Source organism: Olleya sp. KJ81-1, from assembly GCF_055808135.1.
On the sequence record NZ_CM147854.1, the window covers coordinates 291,132 to 311,959 of the forward strand.

General features: G+C 31.3%; 18 protein-coding genes. 10 read left to right on the forward strand and 8 right to left on the reverse strand.

What is annotated here, in order from left to right; genetic code table 11:
- Nucleotides 1-29: 29 nt before the first annotated feature.
- The 4 genes from AC0L3M_RS01375 to AC0L3M_RS01390 all read left to right on the forward strand — a co-directional run bounded on the left by AC0L3M_RS01375 (nt 30) and on the right by AC0L3M_RS01390 (nt 7,078).
- Nucleotides 30-1,394 (forward strand): HTTM domain-containing protein, encoded by a 1,365-nt coding sequence (locus AC0L3M_RS01375; protein ID WP_473431568.1) that lies wholly within the window; start codon nt 30-32, stop codon nt 1,392-1,394.
- Entirely contained in the window at nt 1,375-3,801 is a 2,427-nt protein-coding gene (locus tag AC0L3M_RS01380) for a TonB-dependent receptor family protein (protein WP_473431569.1), read from the forward strand. The genes AC0L3M_RS01375 and AC0L3M_RS01380 overlap by 20 nt, the downstream gene beginning before the upstream one ends.
- 73 nt (nt 3,802-3,874) lie before the next feature.
- Nucleotides 3,875-5,344, forward strand: a complete 1,470-nt coding sequence (gene guaB / locus AC0L3M_RS01385; protein WP_473431570.1) for an IMP dehydrogenase — start codon at nt 3,875-3,877, stop codon at nt 5,342-5,344.
- A gap of 210 nt (nt 5,345-5,554) precedes the next feature.
- Nucleotides 5,555-7,078, forward strand: coding sequence for a GH3 family acyl-acid amido synthetase (locus AC0L3M_RS01390; protein WP_473431571.1), 1,524 nt, complete (start codon nt 5,555-5,557; stop codon nt 7,076-7,078).
- On the opposite strand, the gene AC0L3M_RS01395 is transcribed toward AC0L3M_RS01390, so the two are convergent.
- The 8 genes from AC0L3M_RS01395 to AC0L3M_RS01430 all read right to left on the reverse strand — a co-directional run bounded on the left by AC0L3M_RS01395 (nt 7,075) and on the right by AC0L3M_RS01430 (nt 13,854).
- Nucleotides 7,075-7,650: a hypothetical protein gene (locus AC0L3M_RS01395; protein ID WP_473431572.1), complete on the reverse strand. Its 576-nt coding sequence runs from the start codon at nt 7,648-7,650 to the stop codon at nt 7,075-7,077. The two genes, AC0L3M_RS01390 and AC0L3M_RS01395, sit on opposite strands and share 4 nt — an antisense overlap.
- 165 nt (nt 7,651-7,815) lie before the next feature.
- Nucleotides 7,816-8,688, reverse strand: a complete 873-nt coding sequence (locus tag AC0L3M_RS01400) for a T9SS type A sorting domain-containing protein (protein WP_473431573.1) — start codon at nt 8,686-8,688, stop codon at nt 7,816-7,818.
- Nucleotides 8,689-8,789: 101 nt separating this feature from the next.
- Nucleotides 8,790-9,638, reverse strand: coding sequence for an aldo/keto reductase (locus AC0L3M_RS01405; RefSeq protein WP_473431574.1), 849 nt, complete (start codon nt 9,636-9,638; stop codon nt 8,790-8,792).
- A 102-nt stretch (nt 9,639-9,740) separates the two neighbouring features.
- Nucleotides 9,741-10,061, reverse strand: coding sequence for a hypothetical protein (locus tag AC0L3M_RS01410; protein ID WP_473431575.1), 321 nt, complete (start codon nt 10,059-10,061; stop codon nt 9,741-9,743).
- A gap of 115 nt (nt 10,062-10,176) precedes the next feature.
- Nucleotides 10,177-11,073, reverse strand: a complete 897-nt coding sequence (locus AC0L3M_RS01415; protein WP_473431576.1) for a T9SS type A sorting domain-containing protein — start codon at nt 11,071-11,073, stop codon at nt 10,177-10,179.
- Between the two features lie 29 nt (nt 11,074-11,102).
- Nucleotides 11,103-12,947 (reverse strand): PLP-dependent aminotransferase family protein, encoded by a 1,845-nt coding sequence (locus tag AC0L3M_RS01420; RefSeq protein WP_473431577.1) that lies wholly within the window; start codon nt 12,945-12,947, stop codon nt 11,103-11,105.
- A gap of 215 nt (nt 12,948-13,162) precedes the next feature.
- Nucleotides 13,163-13,399: a hypothetical protein gene (locus tag AC0L3M_RS01425; protein WP_473431578.1), complete on the reverse strand. Its 237-nt coding sequence runs from the start codon at nt 13,397-13,399 to the stop codon at nt 13,163-13,165.
- Between the two features lie 2 nt (nt 13,400-13,401).
- Nucleotides 13,402-13,854: an SRPBCC family protein gene (locus AC0L3M_RS01430; protein ID WP_341587879.1), complete on the reverse strand. Its 453-nt coding sequence runs from the start codon at nt 13,852-13,854 to the stop codon at nt 13,402-13,404.
- 264 nt (nt 13,855-14,118) lie between these two features.
- Between AC0L3M_RS01430 and AC0L3M_RS01435 the strand changes: the two genes are divergently transcribed.
- The 6 genes from AC0L3M_RS01435 to AC0L3M_RS01460 are packed head-to-tail and all read left to right on the forward strand — an operon-like array spanning nt 14,119 to nt 20,640.
- The gene (locus AC0L3M_RS01435) at nt 14,119-16,059 is read left to right on the forward strand and encodes a peptidylprolyl isomerase (protein WP_473431579.1); all 1,941 of its coding nucleotides are present in this window, start codon (nt 14,119-14,121) and stop codon (nt 16,057-16,059) included.
- Between the two features lies 1 nt (nt 16,060).
- Nucleotides 16,061-16,912: a peptidyl-prolyl cis-trans isomerase gene (locus AC0L3M_RS01440; protein WP_473431580.1), complete on the forward strand. Its 852-nt coding sequence runs from the start codon at nt 16,061-16,063 to the stop codon at nt 16,910-16,912.
- The gene (locus AC0L3M_RS01445; RefSeq protein ID WP_292944238.1) at nt 16,875-18,323 is read left to right on the forward strand and encodes a peptidylprolyl isomerase; all 1,449 of its coding nucleotides are present in this window, start codon (nt 16,875-16,877) and stop codon (nt 18,321-18,323) included. Before AC0L3M_RS01440 ends, AC0L3M_RS01445 begins: the two co-directional genes overlap by 38 nt.
- A gap of 9 nt (nt 18,324-18,332) precedes the next feature.
- Complete coding sequence (locus AC0L3M_RS01450; RefSeq protein WP_473431581.1) at nt 18,333-19,286, forward strand: AAA family ATPase; 954 nt, start codon at nt 18,333-18,335, stop codon at nt 19,284-19,286.
- Between the two features lies 1 nt (nt 19,287).
- Nucleotides 19,288-19,476 (forward strand): GldL-related protein, encoded by a 189-nt coding sequence (locus tag AC0L3M_RS01455; protein ID WP_473431582.1) that lies wholly within the window; start codon nt 19,288-19,290, stop codon nt 19,474-19,476.
- 18 nt (nt 19,477-19,494) lie between these two features.
- Nucleotides 19,495-20,640, forward strand: a complete 1,146-nt coding sequence (locus AC0L3M_RS01460) for an acyltransferase family protein (protein ID WP_473431583.1) — start codon at nt 19,495-19,497, stop codon at nt 20,638-20,640.
- The last annotated feature ends 188 nt before the right edge of the window (nt 20,641-20,828 follow it).

Sequence of the window (20,828 nt, forward strand, 5' to 3'; positions counted from 1 at the left end):
ATTTAAAAGAGTCAACCTTTTTTTATATTATGGAATTAAACCTAAAAACATATTTAAACAAAACCACAGATGCAGCTCCTTTGGCTGTGTTCAGGATTGGTTTTGGATTAATGATGTGTTATGGCATGATTCGTTATTGGTTAAAAGGATGGATTGATACGGTTTATGTACAACCTCAATTTCATTTTAAGTATTACGGATTTGATTGGGTTAAATCCTTAGGTGAGTATACCTATTTACTTTTTTTAATATGTGGTTTGTCAGCTTTATTTGTCGCTATTGGTTATAAATACAGATTAGCCATAATTACCTTTTTTATTAGTTTTACTTATATAGAGTTAATCGAAAAAACCACCTATTTAAATCATTACTATTTTATAAGTATTCTTAGCTTTTTAATGTTGTTTTTACCAGCTAATGCTTATTTTTCATTAGATAACTATACATCAAAAATTAGCTATAAAAGTATTCCTAAATGGAGTATAGACGCTATAAAACTACTGTTAGGTATTGTTTATTTTTACGCAGGATTAGCCAAAATAAACAGCGATTGGTTATTAAAAGCCCAACCCTTAAAAATTTGGTTACGCTCTAAATACGACTTACCTATTATTGGCGAAACTATTATGCAGCAAGATTGGTTTCATTATGCTATGAGCTGGTCAGGTATGTTATATGATTTACTAATTCCGTTTTTTTTACTGTACAAACGTACACGATTTGTAGCTTTTATAATGGTCATATTTTTCCATGTATTCACACGTGTTTTGTTTCCTATTGGGATGTTTCCGTTTGTAATGATAGTAAGTGCATTAATCTTTTTTGATGCCTCGTTTCATCATAAAATAATACACAAAATAAAATCGCTGCTTGGCTTTATTTCCGCGAAAGCGCAACCCATAACATTTAAATCAGTTTACACAATAAGGCATCGTAAATTAGTACTACCAATTCTAGGATTATTTTTTGTGTTGCAATTGTTACTTCCGTTTAGATATCTGTTGTATCCAGGCGAATTGTTTTGGACAGAAGAAGGTTATCGCTTCTCATGGCGAGTCATGTTAATGGAAAAAATGGGAAACACAACCTTTAAAATTAAGGACGAACAAGGGAATGCGTTTTTAGTCAATAATGCCGATTTTTTAACTCCTTTACAGGAAAAACAAATGAGTTTTCAGCCTGATTTTATTTTAGAATATGCACATTACTTAGGCAATCATTTTTCTAAACAAGGTTATAAAGGTGTGCAAGTATATGCTAAAAGTTATGTAGCTTTAAATGGACGATTAAGCCAATTATTTATTGACGAAAGCGTAAATTTGTACCAAGAAAAAGAATCGTTTAAACACAAACACTGGATTTTACCATTTACAGATGAAATTAAAGGACTATAACCTATTACTATTATTGATGTTATCTGCTTTTAGCACGTTAGCACAACAGCAAATTTCTGGTACAATTACTAATCAAAATGGCGAGGCACTAAGCGATGTTGGCGTTTATGATACCGTTAAGGGTTTGATAACCAAGTCTGACGTTAACGGTAATTTTAATTTTGAAACTGAAAAAGCAACACTTAATTTAACCTTTTTTAATTACGAATATCAAGTTTTAGAGCAAACAGTGACGTCAACCGAAGCTAAAAACTTAAAAATTATATTACTACCTCTAAGCGAAACAACACTATCTGAGGTAGAAATTACGGTTAGAAAAGCAAAATTATTTAGCCTAAAACAATTAGCAGACGTCGAAGAAACTGCTATTTACGCAGGAAAAAAGACAGAAGTGGTTTTAATAGACCAATCTATGGCTAATCTTGGTGCTAATAATGCCAGACAATTATACAGTCAAGTAGCAGGTTTAAACATTTATCAAAATGACGATGCAGGTTTACAGTTAAATATTGGTGGACGTGGTTTGGATCCAAATCGTACAGCTAATTTTAATACACGTCAAAATGGATACGATATTAGTGCAGATGTACTAGGTTATCCTGAGAGTTATTATACACCAACTGCAGAGGCCTTACAAGAAATACAAATTGTTAGAGGTGCAGCCTCATTACAATACGGAACACAATTTGGTGGTTTGGTTAATTTTAAAATGAAAACTCCAAATAAAGAAAAACCATTAGAGCTAATTACTAGAAACACGGTTGGAAGTAATGGACTATACACCAACTTTACTAGCGCAAGTGGTACTAAAGGTAAGTTTAGTTATTACACTTTTTTTAATTACAAAAAAGGAGATGGGTTTAGACCAAACTCTAATTTTGAATCTAAAAATTTTTACACGCATTTAGGTTATCAATTTAACGATAATACCAAGTTGGAAGGAGAGGTAACGTATTTAAGATACTTAGCTAAGCAAGGTGGAGGACTAAACGATGATCAGTTTGAAGCAGATCCATACCAAAGTAATCGTTCTAGAAACTGGTTTCAGGTAGATTGGTTATTGTATAATTTAAAACTGTCTCATAAGTTTTCTGAAAACACAAACTTTACATTTAATGCTTTTGGATTAAATGCGTCTAGAAATGCTTTAGGATTTAGGACTAACCGTGTGGATCAACCTGATGCTAATACAGAAAGAGATTTAATAAAAGGCGAATTTAATAATTTTGGTTTTGAAACCAGAGTATTAACCAACTATAATTTGTTTAATAAAAAGTCCATTGGCTTACTTGGTGCTAAGTTTTATAAAGCAGAAAATACCTCTGAGCAAGGTCCTGGAAGTGATGGTTCTGATCCCAATTTTGATTTTCAGTATGATGCATTTCCAAATTACAGTAACCAATCTAACTTTACTTATCCTAATTTAAATCTAGCTGTTTTTGGAGAAAACATTGTGTATTTAAACGATAAGCTATCTATAACTCCTGGTTTTAGATTTGAATATATTAACACCCAAAGTGATGGTTTTTTTAGACGTATAAATACAGATGCTGCAGGTAATGTTATTTTAAATGAAAAAATTGAAGATGACTTAACCAAGGAACGCTCATTTGTGTTATTAGGTTTAGGTGCAAGTTATAAACCAAGTACTGCGTTTGAGGTTTACGGAAATATTTCGCAAAACTACAGATCAGTAACATTTTCTGATATAAGTATTAATAATCCAGCATTTATTATTAGTCCAGATATTGACGACGAAAGTGGGTTTACTGTGGATGCAGGAGTAAGAGGTAAATGGTCTAACAATATATCGTACGACGTTAGTGCGTTTAGCTTATTTTATAATGACAGAATAGGATTTGTGCAACGTGTACTAGCAGACGGAAATATTAAAAGTGAAAGAGGAAACGTTGGTGATGCCATGATGTATGGTATTGAGAGTTTAGTAGAATTTAATTTAGAAAACCTGCTGCTAAAAAACGAAGATTATATACTTAACTATTATGTCAATTTTTCATATGTAGACTCAGAGTATACAAAATCTGAAGAGCTTGGAGTAGAAGGTAGTAAGGTGGAGTTTATACCAAACTATAACTTTAAAACAGGTGTAAGATTAGGTTACAAAGACTTTTTATCTAATATTCAATATACCTATTTGTCCTCTCAATTTACAGATGCGACTAATGCGACTGAGGGTAATTTAAGTGGTGTCATTGGAGAGATTCCTTCATACTATGTCTTAGATGTGTCTTTGTCGTACAAGTACAAACAATTTAAGCTAGAAGCAGGAGTAAACAACCTTTTGGATAACGCTTATTATACAAGACGTGCAACAGGATATCCAGGACCAGGAATCATTCCTTCGGCTAACCGAAATTTTTATACAACCTTAGAGGTTAAATTTTAAGCAACAATCCGTTAATTATGCAGTTTGATTAATATATAAAACGTATCTTTACTCGCAATTAATTCTAATTGCAATGACAGCACACGAAAATAAAATAGTAGGAGAAGGATTAACTTACGACGACGTCCTTTTAGTACCTGCTTTTTCTGATGTTCTTCCTCGCGAAGTCAACATTCAATCAAAATTTACACGTAACATTACCATTAACGTACCAATAGTTTCTGCAGCTATGGATACCGTTACAGAAAGTCAAATGGCTATAGCTATGGCTAGAGAAGGTGGTATTGGTGTATTACATAAAAACATGACTATAGAGCAGCAAGCTACTAAAGTACGTAAAGTAAAACGTGCCGAAAGTGGTATGATTATAGATCCTGTAACGTTACCAATGACTGCAGTAGTTGCAGACGCTAATAATGCAATGCGAGAGCATGGTATTGGTGGTATTCCTATAGTAGACGATAATGGTTTATTAAAAGGAATTGTAACCAATCGTGATTTACGTTTCGAGCATGAAAAAAACAGACCAATAGTTGAGGTAATGACTAGCGATAATCTAGTAACAGCTCCTGTTGGAACGTCTTTAAAAGATGCCGAAAAAATATTACAACAACATAAAATTGAAAAGCTTTTAATTGTCGAAGGTGATAAGTTAGAAGGCTTAATTACTTTTAGAGATATTACTAAGTTAACACAAAAGCCAATAGCAAATAAAGATACTTTTGGTCGTTTACGTGTAGCAGCAGCTATAGGTGTAACAGGAGATGCTGTAGATCGTGCCGAAGCTTTAGTAAATGCAGGTGTCGATGCTATTGTCATTGATACTGCACATGGTCACACTAAAGGTGTGGTAAATGTGTTAAAAGAAATTAAGAAAAAATTCCCAAAATTAGACGTTATAGTTGGTAATATAGCAACAGGAGCAGCAGCTAAATATTTAGTTGAAGCAGGAGCAGATGCAGTAAAAGTTGGTATTGGACCAGGTTCTATTTGTACCACTCGTGTTGTGGCAGGTGTTGGTTTCCCTCAATTTAGTGCAGTGCTAGAAGTAGCAGCAGCAATAAAAGGAAGTGGAGTACCAGTAATTGCAGATGGAGGAATTAGATATACAGGAGATATTCCTAAAGCATTAGCTGCAGGAGCAGATACAGTTATGTTAGGATCCTTACTAGCAGGAACAAAAGAAAGTCCAGGTGAAACTATTATATATGAAGGACGTAAGTTTAAATCGTATAGAGGTATGGGATCTGTTGAAGCTATGAAGCAAGGTAGTAAAGACCGTTACTTCCAAGATGTAGAGGACGATATTAAAAAATTAGTACCAGAAGGTATCGTTGGACGTGTACCTTATAAGGGAGAATTATATGAAAGCTTACACCAATTTATAGGTGGTTTAAGAGCAGGAATGGGATATTGTGGAGCAAAAGATGTTGCCACTTTACAAGACACAGGACGCTTTGTCAAAATTACCGCTTCAGGTATCAACGAAAGTCATCCACATGATGTTACCATTACTAAAGAGTCTCCTAATTATTCTAGATAGATTTTAAGGCAAATATTTTATAAAAAAGCACAACCAATGGTTGTGCTTTTTTATTGTTTTAAAATTTTATGTTGTTGTAGCCAATTAGATCTAAGTGTTAATTTTACTATAACGACACTAAAGAAGTGCTTAAATATTTCTATTTTCAAACTATAAAATTAGTAAAGGTATTTGCTTCAAAATATACCATCATAACCAACAATATTTAGCATGGAAATTATAGGAAACATTATTAAAGGTGCCATAAACATAAAGGAGGCATTAACTCCGGAAGTTAATCCTGTAGAAGCACAACAAAGAGTATTACAAAACTTATTGAGTACTGCTAAAGATACCATGTTTGGTAAGGCGTATGACTTTGAAGAAATAAGCAAAGCAGATAATCCAGAAGTTGCTTTTGCTAATAGTGTGCCTTATTTTGATTACAATCAAATCAATGACAAATGGTGGTCTAAACTACATGAAGGGTTAGAGGATGTCACTTGGCCTGGAAAACCGTCTTATTTTGCATTAAGTTCTGGTACCACAGGAAAAACTAGTAAGCGTATTCCTGTGACTGATGATATGTTATCTGCAATTAAGCAAGCTGGAATAGACCAAGTCACAGCATTAAGTAATTTTGATTTACCAGCCGAGTTTTTTAGTAAAGAAGCGATGATGTTGGGAAGCTCTACCGATTTAAAAGAAAAAGATGATCATTTAGAAGGAGAAATAAGTGGTATTACAGCTAGTAATATTCCATCTTGGTTTAAAGGGTTTTATAAACCAGGTGAAGATATAGCTAAAATTGAAGATTGGGATAAGCGTGTTGAGACCATAGCAAAACGAGCTAAACAATGGGATATTGGCGCTTTAAGCGGAATTCCGTCTTGGATGGAACTGATGTTAAAAACGGTTATCGACTATCATAAAGTAGACAACATTCACGATGTTTGGCCAAACCTTCAAGTGTATACCTCAGGTGGTGTCGCTTTTGGGCCTTACCAAAAAAGTTTTAATGCATTATTAGGAAAACCAGTAACTGTGATTGATACCTATTTAGCCTCAGAAGGTTTTTTAGCATTTCAAGCTAGACCAGAGACTGATGCGATGCAATTGGTTACAGATGGCGGAATTTATTTTGAGTTTGTACCATTTAAACCAGAATATATTAATCCAGATGGATCTTTAAAAAACGAAGCACCAAGTGTGACTTTAAAAGACGTGCAATTAGATCAAGATTATGTAGTTATTATTAGTACAGTAAGTGGTGCATGGCGTTATTTAATTGGAGATACTATTGAGTTTACTGATGTTGAGCGTGCCGAAATCAAGATTACTGGTCGTACTAAGTTTTTTTTAAATACAGTTGGATCGCAATTATCAGTAAATAAATTGGATGATGCTATTAGGCACTTAGAAGAAAAATTTAACACTACAATCCCAGAATATACTTTATGTGCTAAACGTTTTGAGGATGGTTTTTACCATAGTTGGTATTTAGGTTCTGAAGGTTTAAACCAAGCAAATAGTAGTATTGTAGACGCATTAGATGAGTTTTTAAAAAACGCTAATAAAAACTACAAAGTTGCTAGAGGTAAAGCCTTAGAAGGCGTAAAAGTAGAAGTAATTAATCCAGAGGTTTTTGCAGAATGGAGTGGAGCTAATAAGAAAAAAGGAGGTCAAGTTAAAATGGAACGTGTCATGGGAGAGGATAAGTTTAAGGATTGGGAAGCATTTGTTGCTAAAAATTAAGACTCGGAAAGATTAGCATCCCTTTGATTTATAATTTCCATGATTTCTTCTGGAGATAAATAATATTTTTTAATTCGTGCAATATAAGATTGCTCTAAATTTGCTTGACTTAATATAAAGTCCTTTGTTTTTAAAATGTATTGTTCCATTCCTGATTGTACAGCATAAGTGTCAGCAGCACGTTCTGCAGTTGCAATATGATTGTCGGATAATAGATACTTTACACCAAACCACATCAGGTTGAGGTTGCTTCGGTTTTTGTAATCCATAACGTGACCTAGCTCATGACCAATCCACCCTATTAATACCTCTTGTGGCATATCTACTGTGTATAAAACTTCACCAGAAATTTTTACAGTTTCACTTATAAAAATATTATAAGATCGTTGTCCTTTTCTTTTTAAAAAACTACTAGCAGTTGGTTGTGCTTGCATCGTCGATTTTTTAATGTTTTTTTTGAATTCAAAATTAATTGCAGTGTCTTTTAATTCTGGATAAAAAGACAAAGCAGTTTCGATTTCATTTTTTATAGATTCAGGTATTACGGTTTTAGGGTATAATTGGTTTGTCATTAGCGTTAAGATAATTAGTTTAATCAACATCATTATAATAATATAAGTTATAATAACTGAAGACAAAACCATTTAACTTTTAACTAATGTTTTTTAACACATTTAGATAAAAAAAGCACAACGCTTAGGTTGTGCTTTAAATTACTGTAAAACTAAAGTATATTTTTAATTTTTTACAAATTTTGTAATACCTCCGTTTTCTAGTTGAAAGAAGTATAAACCTACTTGAAAATTTTGAATGTCAATTAGTAAGTTATTTTTTAACTGACCTTCAATAATTTTATTTCCTAAAATATCATACACTGTATAGTGTTCAGGCTGCTGCAAGTTTGTTACTTTAATATAATCCGAAGAGGGATTAGGGTAAATTTTTATATTTGGCGATAATGTAACCTCTAGAATAGATAACGTTGCAGGAGGAGCCCACGAAAATCCATCTAAAGCCATGTAATCTAAATTGCCTGTACTCGTAAATTCTAGTTCGTCGATGTTAATCTGAGTATAGTCTGAGCTACCTTCAGTTGCGAAATCTATAAAAGTAAAACCATTATTTACGCCAAAATTATTGACATCATTAAATCCAGAGTTTTTAGTAATTGTAAATTGATTAATACCACCTTTTTTACCAATAATAGTAAGTGATCCAGTATGGTTACTTATATTAGTTGTCGCACAATATAGGTATAAAGATTTAATCGTAAATTCATTTGTATTAGTGACAGTAAAGCTACTTCCGTTATTGTTTCCATTGTTGTTAGAGCCACCAGTATTATCTATAAATTTATTATCAGCAGTTGTGCCACTCCATCCGCAACTATTGCATGTGTCTGTTGTACCATTATCGTTATATCCATTCAAAAAAACATTATAGTTTTCGCCTGTATTGCTAGAAATACTAAATACTTGAGAATTATCTGTAAATGTAGAGGATCCTGCTGTTTCTGTTTCAAAATCTTCAGTTGATTGCGCATGTAGTGATTGAGAGCATAACCAACTTAAGCAGATTAATAGCGTTGTAAAAGTGTAATTTTGTTTCATAATTTTGATTTTGTTAATTGTAGGTTTGGGGTGAATTTAATTTTTTTCAAAATTAAAGGTTTCTATACAATATCTTAACTATTAAATCAAAAAAACATTTTTTACTGTGACACTCTGTCTGGCCAATGGTTTGGTAGCTCTCCACTAAACCCCATTTTTGGAAGGTTGTTTATTTGATTCATTTCGTCCGCAGACAGTTCAAAATCAAAAATATTAATATTCTCTTCAATTCTTTCTGGCGAATTAGATTTAGGAATAATAACCACGTTATGTTGAATAATCCAACGTAGACATATTTGCGAAACCGATTTTTGATGTGTTTTGGCAATGTCTTTTAAAGTTTGATTTTCAAATACTTTTCCTCGTGCTAAAGGCGACCATGACTCAACGGTTATATTTTTAGATTGACAATATTCAGTTAATTCTTGTTGCCAATACCCAGGATGAAACTCGATTTGATTAACAGCAGGAATAACCTTTGCAGTTTTAAATAACGCTTCCAAATGTTCTTGAAAAAAATTACTAACTCCTATGGATTTAATTTTACCTTCAGCTTGTAATTCTTCCATTGCGCGCCAACTTTCTGCATTAGCGTGTTGCCAATTATCGTAGTTTTTAGCGTTAGCAGGCCAATGGATTAAGTATAAATCAATATAGTCTACATTTAATCGTTGCAAGGATTTATTAAATTGGTCCTTAGCAGATTGATAGCCTAAATTTTCTCGCCAAAGTTTTGTGGTAATATATATATCTTCTCTATCCATACCACTAGCTTTAATACCTTTGCCAACAGCTTCTTCATTTCCATAAATAGCAGCTGTGTCTAATAATCGATAGCCTTTAGATAAAGCAGTAGATACGGATGCTATACCTTCTTGCTCTGTACATTTATAAGTTCCAAATCCAACTAGTGGAATTTGATTACCATCGTTTAAGGGGATTTGTTTCATAATAATAGTTTTAATGTTTAAAATAGTACTATTTAAAGGTAAGATTAATGTTGTTTTTTTTAAACTATTTATACTGTTTTAACAAGGTTTTAGCGTTACTAGCTAGTCTATGGTTAAACATGTTATTTCGATAATTTTACCAGACATACAAGTATCAAATAGGTCGTTTTTTTCTTTATAACCAAAAGTGATTTTAGTATTATCTATTAATTTAACATCAAAGCTATTTAGGTTAGTTGGATTTACTGTTTTACCATCTTGTAATGCAATCATCCAACCACAACCATCTAAACCAGTCTTATTAACCAATGTACCTTTTACACTGTTTAAGCAATTAGAAGTGTCGTTTTTGGTATTGGCACAGGACCAGGTTAATAGTATTAAGCTTAAAAGTAAAACTATGTTGTTTTTATTTTGAGACATACATTGGAATTTTAAATTAGATAAATACTAAGTTAATCTATTTTAGTAATGTTTAAAATTGGTATAAAAAAGCACGACTTGAGGTCGCGCTTTTTTTGATTAACTAAAAAGAAAATTACTCTTTTATCAATTTAAGTTGTAACTGTTCATTTTCTGTTATTAAACTTATGATATACAGACCAGTAGGTTTATTTAATTGAAATGAATATTTATTATCCATAATATTATCCTTTTCGAAAACTAATTCTCCTAAAATATTATGAACTTTAATATTATAAACAGTAGTTACTGCAAAGTCAATAGTAACGATGTCCTTGGTTGGATTTGGAAAAATAGTAATATTTGAATCCAAAGTATTATCAACAATACTTAAAGTATTAGGCGGAGAAAAGTTTAATTGGTCAATCATCAAAAGGGATATTGAGCTAGAATTACCACCAGTAAATCTAATTTCATCTATATTACTCCAAGCTTCCGAAAAAGTAAGTGTGCCACCATTGGCAGCAGGTATAGCGTCTTTGGTGTATGTTATGGTACCATTATTATCACTAATTGTGAAGTCAATAATATCGCTTACCACACTTACTCCATCTATGTAACCTGTAGCAGTTGCTGTAAAAGCATAACCATTACTTGCAGGATTTGCGGACATATCAGCTTCCATTGATACCATTTTGAATTCTGAACCGTCAGCACTTCCAATTCTGTAATCAAAAGCGCCAATATTAGGACCAGAGATAGTCCCAGAATTATCTATGTTAAAAAGTAAGCCTAAATCAGAACTTGTAGGAGTAATGATAAAAGTTGAAGCTTCCGATAAGGATGCCATTTGACTAATTACATTTGGTGCTATCTGTTGAAATCTAATACCATTAGTGGTGTAGTCTAGTCCTCTTAAGTTGGGAGTTAATCCATCAAAATTCTCGTCGTTAACTTGTGCAAATAGCGAAGAAGATAATAATAACAGTAGGATGCTAATTTTGTTTAATTTAAAATTGTAGCTTTTTTTCATTTTAAAATATATTTGGAGATAATATTGAGTTACATACTTTTTACAAAGTCTAGAAATACTTTTTTGTGAAGTTCTAAATCTAGATTAGGAGACAAAGAGGCACGTACGATGTAATCTTTATCACCTTCTTTAGTTGTCCCTTGTGTTGAGGTTGCAGGAATAGTCCAATAGCAACCATTTAATTGACCATAACTTACGCAATATTTACTCTCATTTGGTATTTGGGTAATCATTAGGTTAATTAATTTTAAGTTTAAAGCGCGTTTATAGTCTTCTTTTTCTTGTGCTGTGTTTCCTTTTGTTGGAAGGTCTAACGAGAAAACAGAAGGTGTAAAATCTTGCTCAGCAAGTTCCTCTGATACAAAATTGATTTTAGCTTCTGGTAGCGTATCGTTTATAAAATTAACAAACTTACGTGTATTGCTGTAAGCGTCTTTAATTCTTTGATTCATTGAAGGTAATTGCTTTGCTAAAATTTCATATTGAAGATTAGTCGCTTCATTATCGCAAAGGGTTAAATGGTTTTCTATGTGAACCATTAAATCTTGCGTTTTAGTATTACCTACACAATAACCAGCAGTACAATGTCCACCACTAGGAAATTTTGATCCGCTTGCATAAGATATTGTTCGTACGCTAGATAGTATTTTGTCTTCACCTAAAAATAAAACATTTGGACAAAAGGTTTGATCTAAAATAAAAACTGGGTCTATTGCTATATCACCATTTGGTGTGTGTCTAACTTTACTTAATGCAGCTTTTAATTGTAAAAGATCAGGAACTTCAACTCTAGGATTTGTCGGAATTTCTGCAATAATATAAGGTACTGCATCTTGACTTGCAATAGTGTTTAAAACGGTATCAATACTTGTTACCATGTCATTGTCACCATCCACAGGTAAATCTACTACTTCTACATTGTCAATACATGCAGCAACACGTCTAGCTTGATCGTTAGTACCACCATAACAGTTTGGAGGAACAATAAACTTAATGTCTTTTCCTTTGTGGTTAATTAACGCATCATGTATAAGTCCCATCATGATAGCATACTGGATTGATAATCCACTAGAGCCTACTAACGGTTTAGAAGGTGATCCTGTAATGGCTTTAATAGTTTCCAGGACCTTAGCTTTATCTGTCTGTAGTGTGCTACTTGTATAGTCTGATGTTGTTGTGTTAATTAAATCCTGTAAAGCAGCTAAGCAATTAATAGGTGTCATTGCAATGGTTTCTCGTCGTCTTACATGTTGTATGTCAGAAATATAAGATGTATTATGTTCACCATTAACTAATAATACACTTCCTAAATCACTATGTAAGTTAACCGTAAAATCTATGTTACTAGTTAAATTTGCATGACATATATCGTTTTGTTGATTGATAAAGATGGTACTACCATTAAAATCAGTTATGTCTTGAGCAGAATCTACTTGCTTTAATTCAAAATTATAACCATAAACGCTACGTAATACTTCAGCATCAAAAATACTTGGTAATTGACCAATGTAGTTGATTTGTGTTTTTTTATCCGCTAAAAGATTTTTTCTTAAAACAGATAATATTGGAGTTGTTTTAGATGAAAAACTTATAACCGCTTCAGGTTTTAAATTATTTAAATCAGCAATAACCCATTCTAATACACAAGATAGTGGATGACCAAGTCTAATATAATCGTAAGCAGTTGGTAATTGGTTTAAAGCGGAAGCTTCAGCATTATTGTTATTATATAAATTCTCAAATTGATTTAAAAATTCAGTTTTAGCTAATTTTTCGTTATAGATATCTAAGCGATGCGTGGTTAAATTCAACCAGCCAGTTGGCATGTTTTGAAGTACATCTTTAAGATAATTTATCATTTTATTATTGTTCATAATTTCTCCTTTAAAATAGGAGTGCAAGGTACAATAATTAGATTTGTTTTAAAAGAAGAATAGCCAGTGTTGTTACCTAGCATACATAAGTAATGTTAGGTGATTTAAGCGTATTTTGTCTATCAAAAAGGTAACATTATAATTAATAAACATTTAACTAATATAGTATGTTTTAACTAGCTTAAAATTATGATGTACTATTACTAGTTTTATAACTATTCTGTGTAAACTTGTCCACGATGTGGTTTTAATGCATCACGTATGGGTTTCATTTCTGTTTCATTAACCACCATAAAAGCAATGCTATGCATATCGCTAAGTGTTTCAAAACCTGTAATATTTAATTCGGTTTTTTCTAAAGTTATATACTCTTTAAGATGTATTTCGTGGTGTTGGGCAATTTTTAAAGCATCAGTACCTCTAAAGTCCCAAATTAATTTAAGTTTTCTCATGTTTAATTTTTAACAGACTTTCCTATTTCTATATAATTTTTAAAATCGTATAAATATTTTTCCGATTGTAACTTTATTGCTTTTGGCATTAAAAGTAACATTAGACGTTTAGAAAACGTAGTTGGTATAAACTCGTTGTTACACGTCCATAATGTGCTATTATCATCAACGACTTTAAATTGGTTTTCTTGGATGTTATGCATGCCTGCAGAATCAAAGTTGTAATGAACCGTTTTATTGTTTTCAATATAAGTTACAGTTTCTATAACACTCAATTTTCGTTTGCCAAAAGTGTAGTTTAGTTTCATTTGTACACCTACTTCATTAGGTAAACCGCTTAAATGCTCAAAACTAGTTAAACCAGGATGCCAATGTTTTCTGGATTCATGGTCTTGTAAAAGCCTAAAGCATTCTTCAATAGGTTTTCTAATTAATACTGTAATTGTATATTTCATATAAAAAAATAACACGTAAGCTTAAATAAAAGCAATTGTATAATTACAATCTATAAATATGTGTTTGATGGTAAATATAAGTTTTTGTTGTAAATTATTTTTTAAAGAAAGTCTAAAATTTTCAATAATTTGAAGACTTAGTTTTTTATAAAATAACTAATATAAAAACTATAATAATTACTTTAAAGTATCGTTTTAAAAGTCATTGTTTAATAGTGTAATATTACTATTTTTGCAGACATTGCTAACAAATGTGGCTTAATTATGAAAATGAATATTTTACGTATTACATTCCTCTCTTTTTTCTTTACCTGTTTATTTGCAAATGCGCAAACAAATACCGTTTTATTTACAGTAGATGATGTGCCAGTTTATACTACAGAGTTTAAGCGTGTATATAGCAAAAACTTAGATTTAGTCAAAGACGACTCCCAAAAGGATATTGATAATTACTTAGATTTATTTGTTAAGTATAAACTTAAAATTGCTGAAGCTAAGGCTTTAGGAATGGATCAAAAACCAGCTTATTTAAGAGAGTTTTCAAGCTATAAAAGCCAATTGGCTAAAAATTATTTAAATGATAGTAAGGTAACAGATCAGTTAATTGAAGAAGGTTACCAAAGACTTTTAATAGAAGTGGATGCCAATCATATTTTGGTTAAAATAGATGAAAACGCAAGCCCAAAAGATACATTGTTAGCCTATCAAGAAATTAAAAAACTAAGAGATCGAGCTTTAAATGAAGGCTTTGAAGCAGTAAAAAAAGACATACATAATGGTCAAACTTTATTTGCTGAAGAGTTGGGCTTTTTTACCGCATTTAAAATGGTATATCCATTTGAAAATGCTGCATATAATACAGCGGTTGGAGAATGGTCGCAACCCTTTAGAACACAGTTTGGTTACCATGTAGTTTTTGTAAATAACAAACGTAAAAACAGAGGTGATGTTACCGTTGCACACATTATGTTAACGGATGATAAAGCAGAGCAAACAGCCCAGAATAGTATAAACGAAATCTATAAAAGACTAAAGCAAGGAGAAGACTTTAGTGCTTTAGCTAAACAGTTTTCTGATGATAAAAGTTCCAGTAGTAATGGTGGGAAATTAAATGCGTTTTCAGCTGGTCAATTAAGTTCAAAAATATTTGAAGAACAAGCATTTGGCTTAACTAACGTTGGTGATGTGTCTAAACCTTTTAAATCAGAGTTTGGTTACCATATTATTAAACTGATAGAAAAAAATGGAATACAACCTTTTGAGGCTTTAGAATTAGAATTAAAAAATAAAATTAAACGTGATTCTAGATCTAAAGTCATTAGTGATAAGCGTATTGAAAATTTGTTACAAACATATAATGTTGATTTGACAACAGTAGAGTTAACGCCTATTATTAATATCCTAACGGATGATTATTTTGCAAGTAATTGGACTATTCCTGCAACATTTAAAGGTAAAAAAACACTATTAACTATAGGAACAAAGCAAATACCAGAAATTGAATTTGCTCAATTTTTATTTAAAAGTCAACGTAGACGACAAGCTAAAGTGTCATTAAAACAATTGGCAGAAGATAATTTTAAAGTTTTTGTTGAAAGTAATTTAAAAGCATATCAAGAAGAAAACCTAGAGTCTGAAAACCAAGAATATGCACAAGTCTTAAGCGAATATCGTGATGGATTGTTGTTGTTTGATTTGATGGAAAACCAAATTTGGAATGCTGCAAAACAAGATTCAGTAGGACTGTTAGACTATTATAATCAACACAAATCTAATTACTATTATGACACCAGAGTTGATGCGATTGTGGCCTCTTCTGCTAAAAAAAGTGTGATTAAACAAGTGTCAAAATTACTAGAGCAAAATATAGCTACAGATAATATTAAAAAACAAATTAACGCGGACAACCAAATAAATGTTAGTTTTATCATCGATACTTTAAATACAACACATCAAGCACTACCAAAAGGGTTGAGTCTAAAAACTGGAGTTTCTAAAGTCTTTAAGCATAATGATGCTTACAGTGTCGTTAAAGTAAATAGTATATTGCCTAAAACTCAAAAAACATTTGAGCAAGCTAAAGGCAGCGTAGTATCAGATTTTCAGGAGCAAAAAGAAAAAGACTGGCTTTTAGAATTAACTAAAAAGTATAAGGTTACAATAAACAAGGACGCATTAAAACAAGTAAAAGAAGAACTAAAATAAATTGAAAAAACTAAGCTACATATTAATAATGTTAGGTGTTTTATGGTCTTGTGACTATTTTAAACCTGCACAACAAGAAAATGCTATTGCTAGAGTAGAAGAAGTTTTTTTATATTCAAGTGATTTAAAAAAGGCCTTGCCAGAAAATTTAAGCCAATCAGACAGTACTATTTTTGCTAATAACTTTATTAATAAATGGGCAACACAACAACTATTTGTGCAAAATGCGCAAGTTAATTTGTCTGATGCAAAATTGGAAAAATTTGATAGGTTAATACAACAATACAAAAATGATTTGTATAGTAAAGCCTATGTGGAAGCCTTGGTGTCTAAAAACTTAGATACCACAGTATCTGTAACAGAAGCTACTGCGTATTATGATTTAAATAAAGACGCCTTTAAGTTAAATGAAGATTTAATTCAGTTTAGATATATTAATGTAGAAGCAAATCGCTTAGATTTAGAAAAAATTAAAACCAAATTTAAACGCTTTAATAAGTCAGATAAAAAAGAGTTAGATTCAATTTCAATACAATTTAAATCTTATTCATTAAAAGATTCGTTATGGATAAGGGTTGATCAGGCTATTAATAAAATACCTGTCGTGACATTAGATAACAAAAATGAATTGTTAAAAAAATCTAATTTTATACAACTCAAAGACTCATTAGGATTATATTTGATGCAAATAAATAATGTGTTGTTACGAAACGATACTGCTCCATTGGAGTACGTTAGACCAACCATTAACCAAATCGTTGTTAACAAACGAAAATTGGAATTAATAAAACAATTAGAAAAGGACATTACTAAAGATGCCATTAAAAACAAACAATTTGAAATTTACAATTAAAAGTAAAACGTTAAATGCCTTAGCGTTTATATTATTAGCAACGTTTGCTACTTCGGCTCAAGAAATAATTGACGAAACAGCACAAGAGCAAGTTAAAGATACCACTAATACTGGTGGAGCACTTAAAGTAGATGGTGTTGCTGCGGTAGTAGGTGATTACATTGTTTTAGATAGTGATATTGACAAAATGATTTTACAACTTAAAGCACAAGGTGCATCTATACAAGGTGTATCACGTTGTCAATTATTTGGTAAATTATTAGAAGATAAATTATATGCACATCACGCCATCCAAGATAGTATTGTTATTAGTGATGCCGAAATTCGTTCATACGTAGACCAACAAGTTCAACAATTTTTACAACAAACTAATGGTAACATGGATGAGTTACTTAAGTTTTATAAAAAAGAAGACGAAGTTAGTTTTAGAGAAGAAATGTTTGAAATTAACAAAAGCAATAAGTTAGCTTCTGAGATGCAAAAGAAAATTATTGCAGATATAGAAGTTACTCCAGAAGAAGTACGTCAGTTTTTTAATAAAATACCAAAAGAAGAACGTCCAAGATTTGGAACAGAATTAAAAGTAGCACAAATTATTGTTGAGCCTAAAGTAAGCGATGAGGAAAAACAACGTGTTATAGATCGATTAAAAGAATTTAAGAGAGAAATAGAAGAAGACGGTAAAAGTTTTAGATCTAGAGCAGCTTTTTATTCTGCAGATCCAGGTTCTAAAAAAGCAGGAGGAAAATTACCTCCAATGAATAGATCTAAACCAAGAATGGTTAAAGAGTTTAGAGATGTTGCCTTTTCTTTACAAGAAGGAGAAATATCAGAACCTTTTGCTACAGATTACGGATACCACATTATCTATTTAGAAAAAATTAGAGGTCAAGAATATGATGTAAGTCACATTTTATTAGTTCCTGAAATATCTGACGAAGAAATTTTAGAAGCCAAAGAAAAAATTGAAAAAATTAAAGCAGACATAGCTAAAGGTGATTATACTTTTGCTGATGCAGCAAGAGAGTTTAGTGACGAAAAAGAAACTAAATACCAAGGTGGTCAATTAATTAATCCACAAACTCAGGATTATAATTTTGAACTAACTAGAATGGATCCAGAATTATATGGTCAATTACAAGGTCTAGAAAACAACACAATTAGTGAGGTGTTAACAGATACTGACAGACAAGGTAATATCAAGTTTAAGTTAGTAACAGTAACGGATAGAATTGATGAGCATGATGCTGATTATGCACGTGACTATTTAAAAATTAAAGAATTAGCTTTAAACGAAAAGCAATTTGATGCTATCGGTAAATGGCAAAACGAAAAAATATTAGATACTTACATTAAAATTAGCGAATCTCACAGAGATTGTGACTTTAGTAGTAACTGGTTAAAAAAATAAGTAAAACATATGTCAGACGTTGCAGCAGTAAAAACTCTGGTAACAAAATATAACGCATTAAGACAAGAAGTAGCAAAAGTTATTATAGGTCAAGATGATGTTGTTAATCAGATTTTAATTTCTATTTTTTCTGGTGGTCATGCCTTATTAATAGGTGTTCCAGGATTAGCTAAAACGTTAATGGTTAATACAATTTCACAAGCACTAGGTCTAGACTTTAAACGCATACAGTTTACACCAGATCTAATGCCTAGTGATATTTTAGGAAGCGAAATCCTAGATGAAAGCAGACAATTTAAATTTATAAAAGGACCAATATTTTCTAATATTATATTGGCAGATGAGATTAACCGTACACCTCCTAAAACACAAGCTGCTTTGTTAGAAGCAATGCAAGAGCGTGCAGTAACTGTTTCTGGACATCATTATAAATTAGATTTACCATACTTTGTTTTAGCAACACAAAACCCAATAGAGCAGGAAGGGACTTATCCACTTCCAGAAGCGCAATTAGACCGTTTTATGTTTGCTATAAATCTTGATTATCCTACTTTTCAAGAAGAAGTAGATGTGGTTAAAGCAACTACATCAGATCATAAACCTAATGTTAATGCATTATTTACTGCTCAAGAAATCACAGATTTCCAGCAACTAATTAGACGTATTCCTGTGGCAGATAATGTTATAGAGTATGCTGTAACTATGGTAGGAAAAACAAGACCACTTAGTGAAGCTGCTTCAGACCTAGTTAAACAGTATGTAGATTGGGGAGCAGGTCCTAGAGCTTCGCAAAACTTAATTTTAGCAGCTAAAACACATGCTGCTATTAACGGTAAATTTTCTCCAGATATAGAAAATGTTCAAGCTGTAGCAACAAGTATATTGCGTCACAGAATGATTAAAAACTATAAGGCTGAAGCCGAAGGTGTAACCATCGAACATATTATTAAAAGCCTTTTTTAATATGAGTTTGAAGCAATTTAAAGTTCCGTTGGTGCTTTTAGTTATTGGTATAATATTAACCATAGTAGGAGCCATGTTTAAAATACAACATAAACCTTATGGTAGTATATTATTAATAGCAGGTACTTTTATAGAATTTTGCGCTATATTTTTAGGTATTATTAAATTAATTAAAGTAGCTAGACAATAGTTATTTACCCTTTACTTATTGGAAACTATAACAACATATAAACAAAGAATATTTGGTTTAGATGTCGTTAGAGCATTGGCTATTATTTTAATTATATGCTCTCATGCCACGTTGCTATTATTTCCGGATTCTCAATCCACTATTATAAAAACTATACAGTTTTTTGGAACTATTGGTGTTGATTTATTTTTTGTTTTAAGTGGTTTTTTAATTGGTACCATCTTAATAAAGCATATCGCACATAATAAAACTTCTATTAAAGATTTTATTAATTTTTGGTTACGACGTTGGTTAAGGACTTTGCCAAATTATTATCTGGTTTTAATTATAAATATTGGGTTGTTATTTCTGTTTAATTTGGACGCTCCAAATCAATTATATAAGTATTTCTTTTTTCTTCAAAATTTATCTCAAAAACAACCTGATTTTTTTACAGAATCTTGGAGTTTGACAATCGAGGAATTTGCTTATATAATAGGACCATTTTGTCTTATTCTATTAGGAGCAATTTTTAAAAAGGTGACAAAATGGATGTTTTTATTAACAACGTTAATCATTATAGCAAGTGCTATTTATCACAGAGTTTTGTTTGATAATATGGCATCAATAGCTATTCAAGATTTTTCATGGAGTAAGTCGCTACGTAAAGTCGTGGTCTATAGGATAGATAGCATTTATTATGGCTTTATTGGTGCTTTTTTTGCTTTTTATTACAGTAGTACTTGGGTGCGTTACAAGTATATAAGTTTTATAATTGGTGTCTTATTATTTATCGGGATTCATTTATTAATACTATTTAATCAATTAAATCCAGATAGTTTTAGTACGTTTTTTAATGTTTATTATTTATCGCTCTTATCCATAAGTATACTGCTTACATTTCCTATATTTTCCAATTGGCAATCAAGTCAATTTTTATCAAAAACTATAACTAATATTAGTTTGTGGTCGTATTCAATATATTTAATTAATTACTCCATTGTGTTGTTAAGTATCCAGCATTTTACAAAAAACTTAGAACTAACTTATATAGGTAAGTTTGGTGTTTTATTTTTATATTTAGTTATTACTTTTGTGCTTTCCTACCTACTATTTACCTTTTTTGAATATCCAATTCTAAAATTTAGAGATTCTAAAAGGTACAAGCGATGGTTTGAAAATTAGAATTCTTGTTAATTTATTATTTTATAGTATCTTATTTTATCATTTTACTACATTTAAGTAGTTATTATTCTTTTTTATTGAATTTAATTCAATGAATATTCAATTTCCTTATATATTTTTAAAATGCTTCAATTTTTCGTAAATTCGCAAGACTTTAAAACAAATTAACAACCCTTAAAATTCATACT